11 protein-coding genes and 1 tRNA gene are annotated in these 14,174 nt (G+C 50.2%); 5 read left to right on the forward strand and 7 right to left on the reverse strand.

The window, feature by feature from the left end; translation table 11 throughout:
* Positions 1-20 precede the first annotated feature (20 nt).
* On the reverse strand, positions 21-2,207 hold the full coding sequence (locus tag ABFZ83_RS07230) for a TonB-dependent siderophore receptor (RefSeq protein ID WP_411818768.1): 2,187 nt from the start codon (positions 2,205-2,207) through the stop codon (positions 21-23).
* Between the two features lie 550 nt (positions 2,208-2,757).
* On the opposite strand from ABFZ83_RS07230, the gene ABFZ83_RS07235 reads away from it, so the two are divergent.
* On the forward strand, positions 2,758-3,708 hold the full coding sequence (locus ABFZ83_RS07235) for a fatty acid desaturase (protein ID WP_411818769.1): 951 nt from the start codon (positions 2,758-2,760) through the stop codon (positions 3,706-3,708).
* A 17-nt stretch (positions 3,709-3,725) separates the two neighbouring features.
* Complete coding sequence (locus tag ABFZ83_RS07240; RefSeq protein WP_411818770.1) at positions 3,726-4,562, forward strand: sugar phosphate isomerase/epimerase family protein; 837 nt, start codon at positions 3,726-3,728, stop codon at positions 4,560-4,562.
* A 95-nt stretch (positions 4,563-4,657) separates the two neighbouring features.
* Here the strand turns inward: ABFZ83_RS07240 and ABFZ83_RS07245 are convergent, their stop codons facing one another.
* Together ABFZ83_RS07245 and ABFZ83_RS07250 are read right to left on the reverse strand one after the other, a co-directional pair.
* Positions 4,658-5,164 (reverse strand): Lrp/AsnC family transcriptional regulator, encoded by a 507-nt coding sequence (locus ABFZ83_RS07245; RefSeq protein WP_411818771.1) that lies wholly within the window; start codon positions 5,162-5,164, stop codon positions 4,658-4,660.
* A 342-nt stretch (positions 5,165-5,506) separates the two neighbouring features.
* Positions 5,507-5,582 (reverse strand) — tRNA-Thr (locus tag ABFZ83_RS07250).
* Between the two features lie 84 nt (positions 5,583-5,666).
* Between ABFZ83_RS07250 and ABFZ83_RS07255 the strand changes: the two genes are divergently transcribed.
* Complete coding sequence (locus ABFZ83_RS07255; RefSeq protein WP_411818772.1) at positions 5,667-6,080, forward strand: c-type cytochrome; 414 nt, start codon at positions 5,667-5,669, stop codon at positions 6,078-6,080.
* Positions 6,081-6,083: 3 nt separating this feature from the next.
* Here ABFZ83_RS07255 and ABFZ83_RS07260 read toward each other — a convergent pair whose 3' ends face one another.
* Together ABFZ83_RS07260 and egtB are read right to left on the reverse strand one after the other, a co-directional pair.
* Positions 6,084-6,917 (reverse strand): class II aldolase/adducin family protein, encoded by an 834-nt coding sequence (locus ABFZ83_RS07260; protein WP_411818773.1) that lies wholly within the window; start codon positions 6,915-6,917, stop codon positions 6,084-6,086.
* Between the two features lie 70 nt (positions 6,918-6,987).
* On the reverse strand, positions 6,988-8,298 hold the full coding sequence (gene egtB, locus ABFZ83_RS07265; RefSeq protein ID WP_411818774.1) for an ergothioneine biosynthesis protein EgtB: 1,311 nt from the start codon (positions 8,296-8,298) through the stop codon (positions 6,988-6,990).
* An 8-nt stretch (positions 8,299-8,306) separates the two neighbouring features.
* Here egtB and ABFZ83_RS07270 point away from each other — a divergent pair, with 8 nt between their 5' ends.
* Together ABFZ83_RS07270 and ABFZ83_RS07275 are read left to right on the forward strand one after the other, a co-directional pair.
* Positions 8,307-9,173, forward strand: coding sequence for an NAD kinase (locus ABFZ83_RS07270; RefSeq protein WP_411818775.1), 867 nt, complete (start codon positions 8,307-8,309; stop codon positions 9,171-9,173).
* Positions 9,174-9,351: 178 nt separating this feature from the next.
* Complete coding sequence (locus ABFZ83_RS07275) at positions 9,352-11,424, forward strand: EAL domain-containing protein (RefSeq protein ID WP_411818776.1); 2,073 nt, start codon at positions 9,352-9,354, stop codon at positions 11,422-11,424.
* Positions 11,425-11,437: 13 nt separating this feature from the next.
* Here ABFZ83_RS07275 and ABFZ83_RS07280 read toward each other — a convergent pair whose 3' ends face one another.
* Positions 11,438-12,838, reverse strand: a complete 1,401-nt coding sequence (locus tag ABFZ83_RS07280) for a carotenoid oxygenase family protein (RefSeq protein WP_411818777.1) — start codon at positions 12,836-12,838, stop codon at positions 11,438-11,440.
* Between the two features lie 11 nt (positions 12,839-12,849).
* The gene (locus ABFZ83_RS07285; protein ID WP_411818778.1) at positions 12,850-14,103 is read right to left on the reverse strand and encodes a response regulator; all 1,254 of its coding nucleotides are present in this window, start codon (positions 14,101-14,103) and stop codon (positions 12,850-12,852) included.
* Positions 14,104-14,174: the final 71 nt, after the last annotated feature.

Below are 14,174 nucleotides of genomic sequence, written 5' to 3' on the forward strand. Positions count from 1 at the left end.
CGCCGCTTCTTAGTCCCTGCTTAAAAGGCAACTTGCAAACGCGCCTTGACCGTGCGTGGATCTTCGAAAACAAATTCACTGTATCGAACACCGGTAGAGGTAAAGATATTAAGCTCATCAGTGAAATTAGTGACCGTGACATTAAGATTTACATTTTCGGTAATCTCGTAGGCAACGCCCGCGTCAAACGTATGCCTATCCGGCACGAGGAACCTAAAAGCATTATCCGATCTATGATAATACGAACCATAGTAATTAAAGCCTATATTGGCGGATAACCCTTGCAGAACACCTTCGAGAAATTGGTACTGAACAAAAGCGCTGCCTAAATGACGCGGTACGTGTGCAACTTCGTTTCCTACTATATCAGGATATTCAATATCATGCGTGATCTTGGCGTTTTGATAAGAATACGTAGCGACGATATTCACGCCTTCGAAAATTTCACCCAATGCTTCAAACTCAAAGCCGTAATTTCGTTGTTCTCGTCCCCCGACTTTGAAATCATCGCCTGGCCCATTTAAGGGATCAGGTGCGCCTACGCCTTTTCTTTCGATGTAATAGGCAGCGGTGTTAACGCCCAGAGCACCCTCGAAAAACTCAAATTTGAATCCGCCTTCAAATTGTTGGCCCGTTTCTGGATCGATGACCCCACCGTCACGCGTCGTTCCCGTTTGGGGAATAAAGCCCTCAGTATAGCTAAGATAGCCATTAACCTCATCCGAAAATTCATACACTAGCCCAACGCGTGGGGTGAATTTGGTGACCGTAAAGTCTGCGCTGACGTCAAATGTCCCGAACTCTGGGTCGATCGTACCGACCAGGTCACGAACATCCCTATATACGATTTGGGAACGTGTTCCCCGCCCACCTACCAAAACGGACAGCCGATCTGTCAGGCTGAGTAGTAGCTGGCCACCAATCGCGAAATTCTCGCGCTCTTCTTTCGTAAAGCCAGCGAGTGGCGATTCGAAACCCGGATCACTGGTATCGATAAATGAAAAGTCCGGATTAAACTGATCCACAGCACCTAGGTAAACATAGGCGTGACGCGGATCATCTCTTTGAATTTTTCTGTATTCAGAATTGATGAGGAATTTGTGATTTCTTCCAAATAGCTCGAAATCTCCACCGAACCTAAGTTCTGCATCATAAGTCTCAATTGCTTTATCATGAGACCGATTATAAACACCGGTATAAAGCGTCGCTGGAAAATAGTTATAGGTGTACACCGCTTGCGCGTCAGACTCCGTATTTGAATAACCAGCTTGCGCTTCTAGTTTTAACCCAGAAGCAAATTCATGAGTGAACCCGCCTAAGAACTGAAGGTGATCAATCTCGTCTCTATTGTAATCTGGTAAGCCTAGAAACACATTCCTATCAAGCTCATAAGGGAGAACAATATCACCCTCGGAATTTTGGATAAGTGTGTAGGACCTGTTTGGTATCAGCACTTCGTTTTGATAAAACATAATAACATTTGCTGACGTCGACGGACTAATCTCCCATTCAATTGCCGGCATAACAGCAATTTTTTCGCTATCGGCACCGTCCTGAATAAATCCACGATCCTGCCAGGCACCGGTAAGACGGTACTTCAGATCTCCATTGGTCGTCAGAGGACCACCACTGTCGATTTCAACACGCTTAAAATCATAAGAGCCATACGTCGCAGAAAGCGCATGACGAAATTCACTTAACGGCTTTTTTGTAACCGTGTTGATGGTACCGCCATAATTATTGACGCCGTAAATGATGGCCGTCGGTCCCTTTACAACCTCCACGCGCTCAATGCTGGAGAAATCAGGTCGAAAAACGCTCAATGTAGAAAACCCATTGATTTTGGACCCGTTATCGCCGCTGATACGAAAGCCCCGGGCGACCAAACTGCTACCGCCAAGATTGGCAAAATGACCAGTTCCATCATTGGAATTGTACACGCCAGCGACATACTTATCGATTTTCAAAATATCGTCTGGCTGTGTGGTGTTTATTAGGTCGTCTGTAATAACCGTAATGCTCTGAGGCGTGTCCTGTATCGGCAGGTCAAACTTCGTGGCACTGGACCCGTCCGTCGGTCTGAAAAATCTCTTTTTACCAACGACGACAATTTCGTCACTTCCAGACGTCAGGTCATCGGCGGCCTCCTCCTCTACCGTAACGTCGGTTGGCTGCATCGCTGACGCCTGACCACCAAATCCGGTCACAATCGATATGGCTGCCGTCGTCGTAAGCAACTTCGACTTTCCCATCCATCGAGTATTCGCTTGAAAATACGCCATAATGCACCCCTCAATTATTAACTGCGCTTAATAGCATTTGTTTATGCAGTGAATATGATCAGTCTCCTGATATTTCGCAAGAAAATCAAAGATGCATCGTTTTTTTAATATGCACGTTTCGAAAGATCTTTCTGAAATTAGAGCGCTGAGAAAATAATCTCTACCACAGGGGTCAGAAGTCCTGATATTGGCTTCATTGCTGGCTTTTCGCCGTGTTGACAAGTGCGCTTAGAGTGAGGCTAAAACATGATACTCTACGAGAGCTAGATACTCTTGGGTTGGCTGAATCCGTTACCTACCCAGAACAATATCGCGTAGAGAAAACGAATTATGATGAGGCTTAAATTTTCTCTTGTTAGCGGACGTCTGTTTTCGCTCCGATCAAGTTGCGGAACGAGCGCCTGAAGTTCGAAAAATTTGCTCGCCTAAATCGAGAATGGTTTGCCACCACCTAAAGGCTTTAAGGAGCTGTCGAATGGAACATTTCGCAAAGGACCTTCAAGTAATATCTCCTAAGCGCTTGCGAGATCTTAGTCAGAAATCCAACAAAGAAGGCTGGATCAAAACCGGCTCGCATATAGGCGCAATAATTCTGAATACCGCACTTCTTTCTCATTTCTGGGGGCATTGGCTTGGCGTCGTCTTTTTTGTCATTCAAGGCGTTCTATTGGCATGCCTATATGCGGGTATTCATGAATTCTCTCATCGTACTGTGTTTAAAACCAAAGAGCTAAATGACCTTTTTGGGCGATTGTTCTCGTTTACGATTTTGGTTTGCAAATCATTAGACCGATCGGAACACATGGAACATCATCGGTATACGCAAGACCTTAAAAAGGACGCAGAACTAATCGGAACCAAACCTTTCACACTTACCACTTACCTCCTTTACGTACTCGGCCCATCCTATTGGTTCATTCGCATCAGGGAACTCGTCTATTTGACATTGGGAATTAACATTTGGCCCTACCTTTCAGAGAAACAGTACAAAGATGCCCAACGAGAAGTGCGAGAAAATATGGTGGGGTATTTGATTATTCTGATCATTTCAGTTTGGTTTCAATCATGGGCGGCGATTCAGTTTTGGTTACTTCCGCTTTTCATCATGAAATGGGTTCATCAGCTTCAGAACATCACAGAACATACAGGAATGCCCAATGAAGCGGGAATTCTAATAAATACGCGCACCATAAAAACGAATGCTGTAATGCGATGGTTGATGTGGAATATGCAATATCATACTGCCCACCATCTCTATCCTTCCGTACCGTTCTTTCGCCTACCCGCGCTTCATCAAGAAATATTTGGAACATTGGAGAAAGAACCGCCAACAATCACTTATCAGGCGTTCCAATGGCACATGATAAGAAAACTTATCGCGGACAAGTCCTCACGCTTCTGTGGACGTGATGTGGCAACCTATTAGGTTGGGTTGATTGATATATGCAAACGCTGAAAGTTTATCAGTCATTATGGGCAATGCAGGATGCAAGCGGCGTTCCGATCACTGACAAAGAACGCATCCTGGATCGTATTGCAGACGCTGGCTTTTCTGGCGTCTCCATCGATGTTGACATCAACGAAGTTTCTGACGGCGTTTTATACAAGCCGTTACTGGAACAACGAAACCTAGAATGTCAGGTAAATATCTTTCCCCGCAATGACAATGAGTTTGTAGAGCTAATCAAGTTTGCTAAGGAGATGGATGCACGTTTCTGCGTGACCGTGGGAATGGTTTTTCCGCTAAATGTTTCGGGAGCCATTCCGATCATCCGCAATTGGATAAATCTCGCGGCGGATGTTGGTATGCCGCTCCTATTTGAGACCCATCGCAATTGCATAACTAACGATATGTTTTTTACGCTGGAATTGCTGGATTCTATCCCAGAAATGAATCTTTGTGGCGACTTCTCTCATTATGTTTTAAATAGAGAATTACAGCCGCCCATTGGGAAAACCTTTGAGCAGCTCTTTGATCGCCTTATTCAGAGGTCGTTCAGCTTTCAAGGGCGCGTTTCAAGCCATCAACAAATTCAGGTACCAATTAACTTCCCTCAGTACAATGACCACCTAAAGCTTTATCATTGGCTTTGGAAACGCGGAATAGAATCTTGGCGGCGACGGATGAGCGATGACGACGCCCTCGTATTTTTGTGCGAACTCGGCCCGCCTCCCTATGCCATTACAAACGCCGATGGCGAGGAACTATCTGACCGTTGGGCGGAAGCCCTGACCATTAAGTCTCGGGTCGAACAATACTGGCGCGCTTGCGAGCCCTGATCGCGCTCGGTCTATAGACTACGACAGTGAACAATGAACCAAACCATGAATTCCGCACAGAAACGGTATTTCTGTTCGACGGTCAATGAGGCACGCTACGTGGAATTCAGCAATTCCTGCAGTGGGTACCCGGTGAATTTTTTGACCTGATCTAATAAAATGATTGTTTCTAATTTCACGACTGCCGGATTTTCTTCAAGCAAACGATCAGCCGTGTCCCTATAGGCCTGCATAGTAGGACATACGAAATAAAGAATATAATCGATTTGCCCACTCGCCTGTTGAGCGCTCACAATGGTATCCGTTTTTTGGACAAATTCTCGAAAAAGTCGTTCGTTCTCCTGACCATGATTATCGAATTGAATCATCGTCAGAACTGACACGTGGGGGGCTAGCGCACGTAAATTCACGTCGGCATGATACCCGTTAATAACCCCACCTTCTTCAAGTTTTTTGACCCGATTAAAACAAGGGCTCGGAGAAAGTCCCACCTTACTCGACATCTTGGGATATGAAATTCGCGCTTCCGTCTGCAAGGTCTCCAATATTCTTATGTTGAGTTTATCAATCTTTATACGTACGTTACCTTGATTTTTCTGCATATTTCAAATTTATATCACCCCCGGCGACACCACATGGTTAGAGATATCAGGTGGCCTTGTTACTTTGGACAAGCTCAATCATGTTTCTACCATCGCACAGGCTATAGGATTCAGCAATTCCCGCCATAGCCCTGCCTAGCGAGCACCAGTAACTCTGACCGGCACCTTTTGCGCCAAAAGGTTCAACCATTTCGCGGAAGCCCCCGAATCACCGAGGTGGCTACATATACGAGGTCTATCGATGTCTTTTGAATATTCAAGGAATTGAACCAATCACCGACCCCAGACGATCTTGATGGGCCCAGACCTCGCGGCGCGATCATCAATTCATTTTTGGGAAAATGGTGCCCCCACACGGACTCGAACCGCGGACCTACTGATTACAAATCAGTTGCTCTACCAGCTGAGCTATAGGGGCGCGGGCGCTTCGATAGAGGATTGCATTGCGTCTGACTAGGGGGGTAAAGGGGGTTGTTGCAAAAAAAACGGAGTTAACGGCCCCATGAAGATGTATTTAAGCCTTTTCGCCCTGCTCGCGCTTGCTGGATGCGGCGAAAAAGCCGAGGAAAAGTCAGGTTCTGCGCAGACTGCCGCGGCGGCGGCACCGGAAACTGCCGAATCACGGGGCCGGAAAGCATTCAATGAATGTGCGGTATGTCATTCGGTGCGCGAAGGTGATTCCCACCGCGTTGGCCCTAATCTCTATGCTGTGGTTGGCACGCCTGCGGGCGCTCGCGAGGGCTTTGCCTATTCAAAAGCGATGAAAGAAAGCGGCGTGGTTTGGGATGATCAGGCGCTTGATGCGTTCATGAAGAACCCACGGGATTTCATTCCGAAAAACCGGATGGCCTATGTGGGCCAGCGCGATGACGCCAAACGGGCCGACATCATCGCCTATCTCAAGACCATGCAATAGGGCTTAGACGTCAAAGCCGGGATTGGCGCGATTGAGCTTTCGGATAAGTCCCGGCCAGGCGAGATTGTCGCCAATCCCCGGTACAAATGCCGGTGCCCCCTGTTGCAGGACTTTCGCGCCCATTTCTGCCGGTTCTTCAAGCGGCTCTTTCGTGTCGGACTGCGCCAGAATTTGCGCGCGGCAGGCTTGTTCAAGGAAATACATCCGCAAGAACGCCGTTGCGCAATTCGCGCCAACCGTCAGTGTACCGTGATTGCGCAAGATCAGGAAATTGTGGTTCCCCATATCGGCGACAATGCGTTCGCGCTCGTCATGGTCGGTCGCAATGCCCTCATAGCCGTGATAGGCGATGTCATCATGCACGATCATTGCAAATTGGGTATAACGCTTTAGGCCGCCTTGCTGCGCTGATACAGCAACCCCATAGGGCGTATGCAAATGAAGAACCGCATGGGCATCATCGCGCGACATGTGAAGCGCTGAGTGAATGGTAAAGCCGGCCGGGTTTGAGAAATATGGCGTCTCGGCGACGACCTGCCCTTCGACATCAACCTTGACGAGCGACGTTGCTGTCATCTCGTCGAAAAACACGCCATACGGATTAATTAGAAAGCGTTCCTTGCCGCCCTCATCCGGGCAACGCACGGAGATATGCGTGAAGATCATATCATCCCAGCCATAAAGCGCGGCCAAGCGATAAGTCGCCGCCAGGTCGCAACGCAATCGCCACTCTTCGTCGCTGACCTTACCCTTGAGCGACGGAAGGGTCTGCGGGTCCGGGACATTAAATCCTGATGTTTGACCGACTGCTTCTGCTCGCTCGGTTTGCGCATTCATGACCGTTTCTCCTTCGAAAAATGAACGTATTTTTCGCGAGAATAACCGCAGCCCGGCAATAATGCATGTATCAATTGCAGTCGCGCGCCAAGCGGAAGCCGGAAAACTGCCAACGCGCTTCGGGCGGGAAGAAATTACGGTAGCTCACGCGGATATGGCCTTCGGGCGTGGCGCAAGACCCGCCCTTCAGGACCATCTGCCCCGACATGAACTTGCCATTATATTCGCCGACGGCACCGGGCGGTACAGCAAAGCCCGGATAGGCCACATAGGGGCTCGCCGTCCATTCCCACACGTCACCGAAAAGCTGTAACAATCGATCGTCGTTTTCGAGATTGCTGGCAGGCTTTGGCAAGAATGGTGCGCCGCCTTTTAAGAAGCGTCCTTCAAGCGGGAATAATGAGGCTGCTGCTTCCCATTCAAATTCGGTCGGCAATCGCGCGCCAATCCAACTCGCATAAGCGGCGGCCTCATAGGAGCTGACATGGCAAACCGGGGCATGCGGATCAATTTCCACCTCACCAAAGAGCGAGTACCGATACCATTTATTATCGGTTTGGGATTTCCGCCAATATAACGGTGCGGTCCAACGGTCGCGGTTTATCACTTCCCATGCATCTGATAGCCAATGCAATGGTTCTTGATATCCGCCATCTTCGATGAACTCGATAAATTCGCCATTGGTCACTGGCCGGTTCGCAAGTTCAAACGGATGTAAATAGACTTTGTGGCGCGGTTGCTCATTGTCGAAGGCGAATCCGTCACCGTTCCATCCAATGTTGCAAACACCGCCTTCCATTTCACGCCACTTAAGCGGAGCACCACCGCCCTCACCTTCGCGCGCGTCTTTATATATGGCGGGCTTCATTGCGTTCTGGAAAAGCCCGTGCTGGAGATCGGTTAACAATAATTCCTGATGCTGTTGCTCATGCGAGCACCCCAAAAGGATAAGTGGCTCAATGGCCGCAAATGTCTTTTCATCTGCGTCTTCCACGAGCCGGATCAATGCGTCATTTACGAAACTGCGATAGGAAAGCACATCTTGGAGTGATGGGCGCGACAGCATCCCGCGCTTGCCGCGTTGGTGCATCTCGCCGATTTGATTGTAATAGGAATTGAATAAATATCCGAAATCAGGGTGAAATGGGCTGTAATCTTTGGCGTTCGGCACCAATTTGGCGTTCGGCACCAATATGAAGGTTTCAAAGAACCAACTTGTATGTGCGAGGTGCCATTTTGCCGGGCTTGCGGCCTCCATTGACTGTATCATGCAGTCTTCCGGGCTCAGCGGCTTGGCGAGCGCTTCGCTATCGCCCCTGACGCGGGCGAAAGTTTCGAGTACACTGGCCGAATTCTGAGCGGTCGGAAGATCAAGGGGCATAAGCGTCTATGAAATTTTTTGGTCAGGGTATGGCTCGGCGCATCATAACCCGAAAACACCCCAGTGACGCAAATCTATCCCTCACAATGCCGCGAGAGTTACCAACGGCAAAAGAATTGCGGCTGGCTTTTTTCGCGAGTGATAAGCCAGAAGCGGCGGAAACCGGGAAACAACTCGAAAAACGCTATGGCAATCATAGCGTCGAGGATTGCGATGTCATCGTCGCTGTCGGCGGCGATGGCTTTATGCTGGACGTCCTGCGTGCGCATATGACCTGCGAAAAACCGATTTACGGATTTAATCGGGGTACGGTCGGTTTTATGATGAACGATGCAGAGATTGACGGCCTGAAAGAACGAATCGCACAATCAGAACCGACAAATATTCATCCACTGACCATGAAGGCCACCACCATTACCGGTGAAGTGAAGACCGCAAAAGCGATCAATGAAATTTCATTGTTCCGTGAGACGCGCCAATCGGCGCGTATTCGCATCTCAGTCAATGGTCGGGTGCGTATGGAATCGCTGACCTGTGACGGCGTGCTTTTGGCAACGCCAGCCGGGTCGACTGCCTATAACCTTTCGGCGCATGGGCCGATCCTGCCGATCAGTGCGCATATGTTGGCCCTGACGCCGATCAGTGCCTTTCGCCCTCGCCGTTGGCGCGGCGCTTTGTTGCCTCATGACGCGGTTGTGGAATTCGAGACGTTGGAAAACGAAAAGCGACCTATTTCTGCCGTGGCCGACAATCAGGAAGTTCGTGACGTCACCCATGTTGAAGCGCGCGAAGCACGTGATATTACCATGACGCTTTTGTTCGATCAGGGGCAGTCCCTCGATGAGCGAATTCTGAGCGAACAATTTGATTATTGATTAGTAAGAACCTGCGTTCTTGGTTAACTAGTGGTTTACGCGCATCCATGAATCGCCACATGGTAATTCTTCTTAAGACTCCCCGGTTCTGTTCAGCGAGAATTAACCCGCGCCAAGGAGTATGGACAGAATGTTAATTGGGGATCGCGGCCAGTTTGGCTGACGGAAGGGCTTTCGGATGGGCGCACAGGCAGTACGGCTTTCCAACGTTGATATCGATAACGCGTTGAAAAACAACAACTTCGAAGTGTTGTTTCAACCGATATTCGATCTAGGAAATGGTGCGCTCGCGCGCGTCGAAACCTTTGTGCGCTGGCATCATCCCCAATTGGGCATGCTGCCGCCTGGTGCCTTCATTTCATTCTTCGAGAGCCAGGGCCGGATGAGCGAGCTCACCCGATTCGTTCTGGCCAACGCACTTAGCGCCTATAATGAATGGCGCGGCCCCTATGCGCCGGGCCTCTCTGTCAATCTCGCCCTTAGCGATTTGAGCGATGATGCCTTCGCTTCGCACTTCATCAAACTATTGCGCGATTATAATTTCCCGCCGGATCTGGTGACCCTAGAATGCCCGATGCCGCCGGTGGATATGCCGATCGACGTGGCGTCAGGACATTTCAAGCGTCTGGCCGATACGGGCGCGCGCCTTGCCATCGAAGTGCGCGGCCGCGCGAATGATCTTCTTCGCACATTGGATCCCTTTCCGTTCGATGAGATCAAAACAGGCGGTTCCGCGATTTTACGCTTCGCCCGCACCGTGAGAGGCCCCGGCCTTTCCGCGATCGCCGATCTTCTGGATATCGCGAGCACAGCAAATGCTGCGATCACTGCCGTAGGGGTTGAGGATCAGGCATCGCTTTCTGCATTGCGTGGTCTGGGCTTTACCGCTGCGCAAGGCAACCATCTCGGTAAAGTTGGTGACATCAAAGAATTCCGGCCGCACCGCATCAATGATGTGCGCGAGCTTTTGGGGCTTGAACCCTTAAGCGCCGAAAATCTGACGGCATTATTCCGCACGGCCGCGCCCGAACCACAAACCGCTGCGCCAGCCGATGAAGCCGAAGCATCGCAGCCGCAACCGGAACAGGAAGATGCATTGATCGAGCGCTTGAATGAGCGCGTTGCCCGCTATGATAAAGCGGCTACGGCACCTGAGCCTGAGCAATCGCCGACCGAAGAACCAGCGGCCAAACAGGTTGAGAGCGACGAAGACAAAAAACTCAAAGCCCGCGAGAAAGCCAAGGCCCTTGCCCTCGCCAAACGGGCCAAAGCGAGAGCGGCACGGAAAAACGCAGCAATCGAACGGGCGAAAACCAAGGCGGGCCTTCGCACCGCGACGGAAAACGACGATGCGTTATTCGATGACGTTACGGCGGCTAGCCCTGTGCCGCGCGATATGCAAGAGAAACTCAGCCGGGCGTTTACCGCAGAAACACCGTCTTCGGCTGAGGAATCCGCGATGACGAATGCACCGGAGCGCGAGCAACCGACCGAACCGGATGTTCAATCCGCTGACACCGGATCATTGCTTTCTGATGAGCCAGCCGTGCAAAAATCTGCAATTAACGCAGATGCTCAAACACGCGAAGCTGCTGCGAGCGAAAAACCCGCAGAAGTTGAAACGCCCGATTTATCAGCGACTTCGCAAGAACAAACGCCGGAAGCGCAGCCTTCCCAGCCAAGACCGACCCCATTTGTCGGCGGCATGGACAAGCCGGTATCCCTTTCCGTCGGCGCTGGTTCGGCGTATTTTCTGAAGGGGATCAGCGTTGGATCGCCAGCCCTGCCGGGTGCGCCGAATACGCCGATACCACCGGCTGAATTAAATATCGAAAGATCGCCTATGGCGAATAGCGACGATAACAATGGGGCCAAGCCCGAAAACGCAGAGCAACAACCGCTAAGTACGGTTGAGCGTGCGGTTGCGTCGCTTTCTGAAGAGGAAACGCCTTATATCAAATCGGCGGAGGACGAACCAACCGCCGAGGAAGAAACGCCGATCGAAGTTCCTGCGCAGGAACCACAGACTGCACCGAGTGCGGATGAAACAATCGGCGATTTGCAAAATGATCTTTTTGAAAATGAAGATTTAACAGGCGTTGCCACGCGGCGGCGTAAACCATTTTTGCAACGGAAAGTTATTCGGTTCTCGCCCTATTTCTGGCCGCGGAGTTGGCGACGCGCGATGCATCGACGCAATATGGATAAACTCCATAAGCAAAGCGAAGAACACGCAACTGCCGCGGAATAATTCCGTACCAATACTATACAGCCGGAGCCCAAGTCCCATGAAAGCCGAGCGGCACGCGCTGCGGTAGCTTTACTTTGGCGACGGGTTCAGCGCTCATATCACTTGTGTTGATAATGTGAACCTCTGACTTACCAGCAAGATCGCTTGTAAATGTGATCAGATGGCCTTCTTCGCCGTCATCATTGGCGACAAAAACCGGCTCCGAGCCGAAAACACCCTTGGGAAAGTAGTGCCGTTCGCTTTTTCCGGTTTCGAGGTCATATTTGACCAAGCCGGAGAAACGTTGCTCGATACAATCGTCGAAAATGACATGGTAGGAATGTTTCGTCTTACGACCCGCCTTTAGCGTATCAACCACCGGAAATTCCGAAAGCGCATCATCGATCTGTTCTTCGCGCCCCTCCCCGGTTTGCATATTCATCCGCCAGATAAAGGGCTGCGCGCGTAAAGCCAATACATCTGCCATCGCCGCGAAAGGACCATATTGAGGGTCAGGTTTAAATCCATTCGGTACCATTTTACAGGCAGCCATCACCACCTCGGTCCCGTTCGGCGTTTCCTCCTCCCACGAATTAATCACATGATAGATATAGCAGGTCGGAAATTCGAACCATTTCGGCTCACCGCCTTTTCGAGGAACCACCGCAATACGCGTCGGCTGATCCGCCACGTGAATTTGCCATAGCCGGTTGCGAATAGCCGCTTCTGAAAATATCACCGGCAGATCATGAAGGATCGTATAGTTCTCGGTCATGCCCATATCATGGGGCAAACGCGGACCGGGCAACGCGATCTCCTGGAAATGGGTCAAAGCACCATCGGCTGATACCGTACCGGTCCACATCTTTGGCTCATAGAGGGCGTAATCGAAAAACACCAATTCGCCCGTTACGGCATCGACCTTTGAATGCGCCGAGACATTGCGCGGTAATTTCCCGCCGAAATTCTCAATCGCGATTGTTTCCAGCGTATGCGGATCAACGGCAACGGGCTTTCCCGATATATACCAAAGCGCAAGCAATTTTCCGTTGTGATAGATGACATCCGTATTCGCCGTATCGCGGTAATTTACAGTGCGACCGGCGACATCAATCGACCGTTCAAAAATGCCGGGCATCCCATCCGCACCGCCCGACGATAAATCTTGGGTCTGTACAAACCGGTTGCGATAGCGCGCATTGCCGTTTTCAAACCAAACTCCATGCAACATGCCGTCACCGTCAAACCAGTGATGCATACCCGCTGGTGGGCTTGCGGGATTGGGCCCATTGCGAAAATACCCCCCATGAAGGGAATTCGGGATTTCGCCGACGACCTCAAGGTTTTGCGCCGAGACCTCTTCGGCGACGGGCGCGTAAAGGCCCTTGAGATAAGGGTTTTGTTTATTCGGGTTGATGGGTGTCATGTCGTTCATGACCGAGGATTTTAACGGTCCTCGAAAACATTGACCACCTTTTGATACAGGTCCTCGGCAATGATTGGTTTTGCCAAAATTGCGCTCAATCCTGCTTCGCGATAATTTTCCAGATCTTCCGCGCGCGCAGCGGCCGTCAGAACGATAATCGGTGCATTGGCGCTAGGCTTATCGCTATTTCGAATAATCTTGGACGCGGTGACCCCGTCCATATCGGGCATTTGAATATCCATAAGAATAAGATCGCATTCATTCTCAGCGGCAACTTTGACCGCTTCAACCCCATTACTGGCGGTAATGATACGTGTCGCGCCAATCTGATTGAGGAATGCTTTGATGATCATCAAATTGGCATCGTTGTCGTCCACAACAAGAACCAGCTTGTCATCGAGAATATGCGTGATCTGATCGGTAAGGGGCGCATCCGTTAAAACCTCTTTTGGCTTCGGTGCAGCAAACTTTTTCACCGGTATTGTCAAAGTAAAGGTGACACCGCTGCCAATTGCGCTTTTCGCCGTTAACGAACCACCCATCTTTTCTGTCAGTAGACGCGCCAAAATCAATCCGAGCCGATGACCTTCGGCACCGGACATATGACGGTTAATCAAATATTTTTGCGGGCAGAAATAGGCTTCCGCCGCATATTGATCCATGCCGGCGCTATCATCACGGACAGAGATGATAAAATCACCCTGCTCCGAATTTCTTGGGTCCGGCCGATAATCGTAAGCGATATAAACACCGCCTTTATCAGTTTGCGTCAGGCACTGGCTAATACAACTGGAGATGCTTTGAATAACGCGAACATCGTCAAACTCGTACCAAAAATGCGAAAGCTTGCGCGTGTCAAAAACGAGATCCAGATCCTTTTGCGCGGCATGTTTTTTATGCCGGCGGGTCAATGACTCCGTCAGCTTGTTCAAATCAACAGGGCTCGTATCAAGCGTTAATTCCTGAGATTGGAGATCTAACAGGTCGAGAATATCAATAAGAGCTGTATTGAGGTTTCTGGTTCCCTGATGCAGCACCTCCACCAATTCTTGTTGTTTGGGTGTGAGGTCTACAGATTGGAAATCCATCATCTGCAAAACGCCGACAATCTGATTGAGCGGGGTTCGCAATTGATGCGCCGAAACCGACAAAAGAGCGGAATCAGCCAGCCATTGCTGTCTGGTTTCTTCAGCTTTCCTTGCGCGGGTAACAATCCAGCCGACCAGGCTACCGCCCAGTCCAGAAAGCGCTACGAGTATTATCGTCAGGATCATGTTTACAAAACACTTCCCTATCGCGCCGCACCCCCACCTTAGCGACCCTTCTGGTTAAATATCTCAACGGA

The organism is Hyphococcus formosus, from assembly GCF_046736345.1.
Classification (GTDB): domain Bacteria; phylum Pseudomonadota; class Alphaproteobacteria; order Caulobacterales; family Parvularculaceae; genus Hyphococcus; species Hyphococcus formosus.

Coding starts and splice junctions, on each gene's coding strand:
- ABFZ83_RS07235 (WP_411818769.1), top strand. CDS start 2,758: ATGGAACATTTCGCAAAGGACCTTCAAGTAATATCTCCTAAGCGCTTG.
- ABFZ83_RS07240 (WP_411818770.1), top strand. CDS start 3,726: ATGCAAACGCTGAAAGTTTATCAGTCATTATGGGCAATGCAGGATGCA.
- ABFZ83_RS07245 (WP_411818771.1), bottom strand. CDS start 5,164: ATGCAGAAAAATCAAGGTAACGTACGTATAAAGATTGATAAACTCAAC.
- ABFZ83_RS07255 (WP_411818772.1), top strand. CDS start 5,667: ATGAAGATGTATTTAAGCCTTTTCGCCCTGCTCGCGCTTGCTGGATGC.
- ABFZ83_RS07260 (WP_411818773.1), bottom strand. CDS start 6,917: ATGAATGCGCAAACCGAGCGAGCAGAAGCAGTCGGTCAAACATCAGGA.
- egtB (WP_411818774.1), bottom strand. CDS start 8,298: ATGCCCCTTGATCTTCCGACCGCTCAGAATTCGGCCAGTGTACTCGAA.
- ABFZ83_RS07270 (WP_411818775.1), top strand. CDS start 8,307: ATGAAATTTTTTGGTCAGGGTATGGCTCGGCGCATCATAACCCGAAAA.
- ABFZ83_RS07275 (WP_411818776.1), top strand. CDS start 9,352: ATGGGCGCACAGGCAGTACGGCTTTCCAACGTTGATATCGATAACGCG.
- ABFZ83_RS07280 (WP_411818777.1), bottom strand. CDS start 12,838: ATGAACGACATGACACCCATCAACCCGAATAAACAAAACCCTTATCTC.
- ABFZ83_RS07285 (WP_411818778.1), bottom strand. CDS start 14,103: ATGATCCTGACGATAATACTCGTAGCGCTTTCTGGACTGGGCGGTAGC.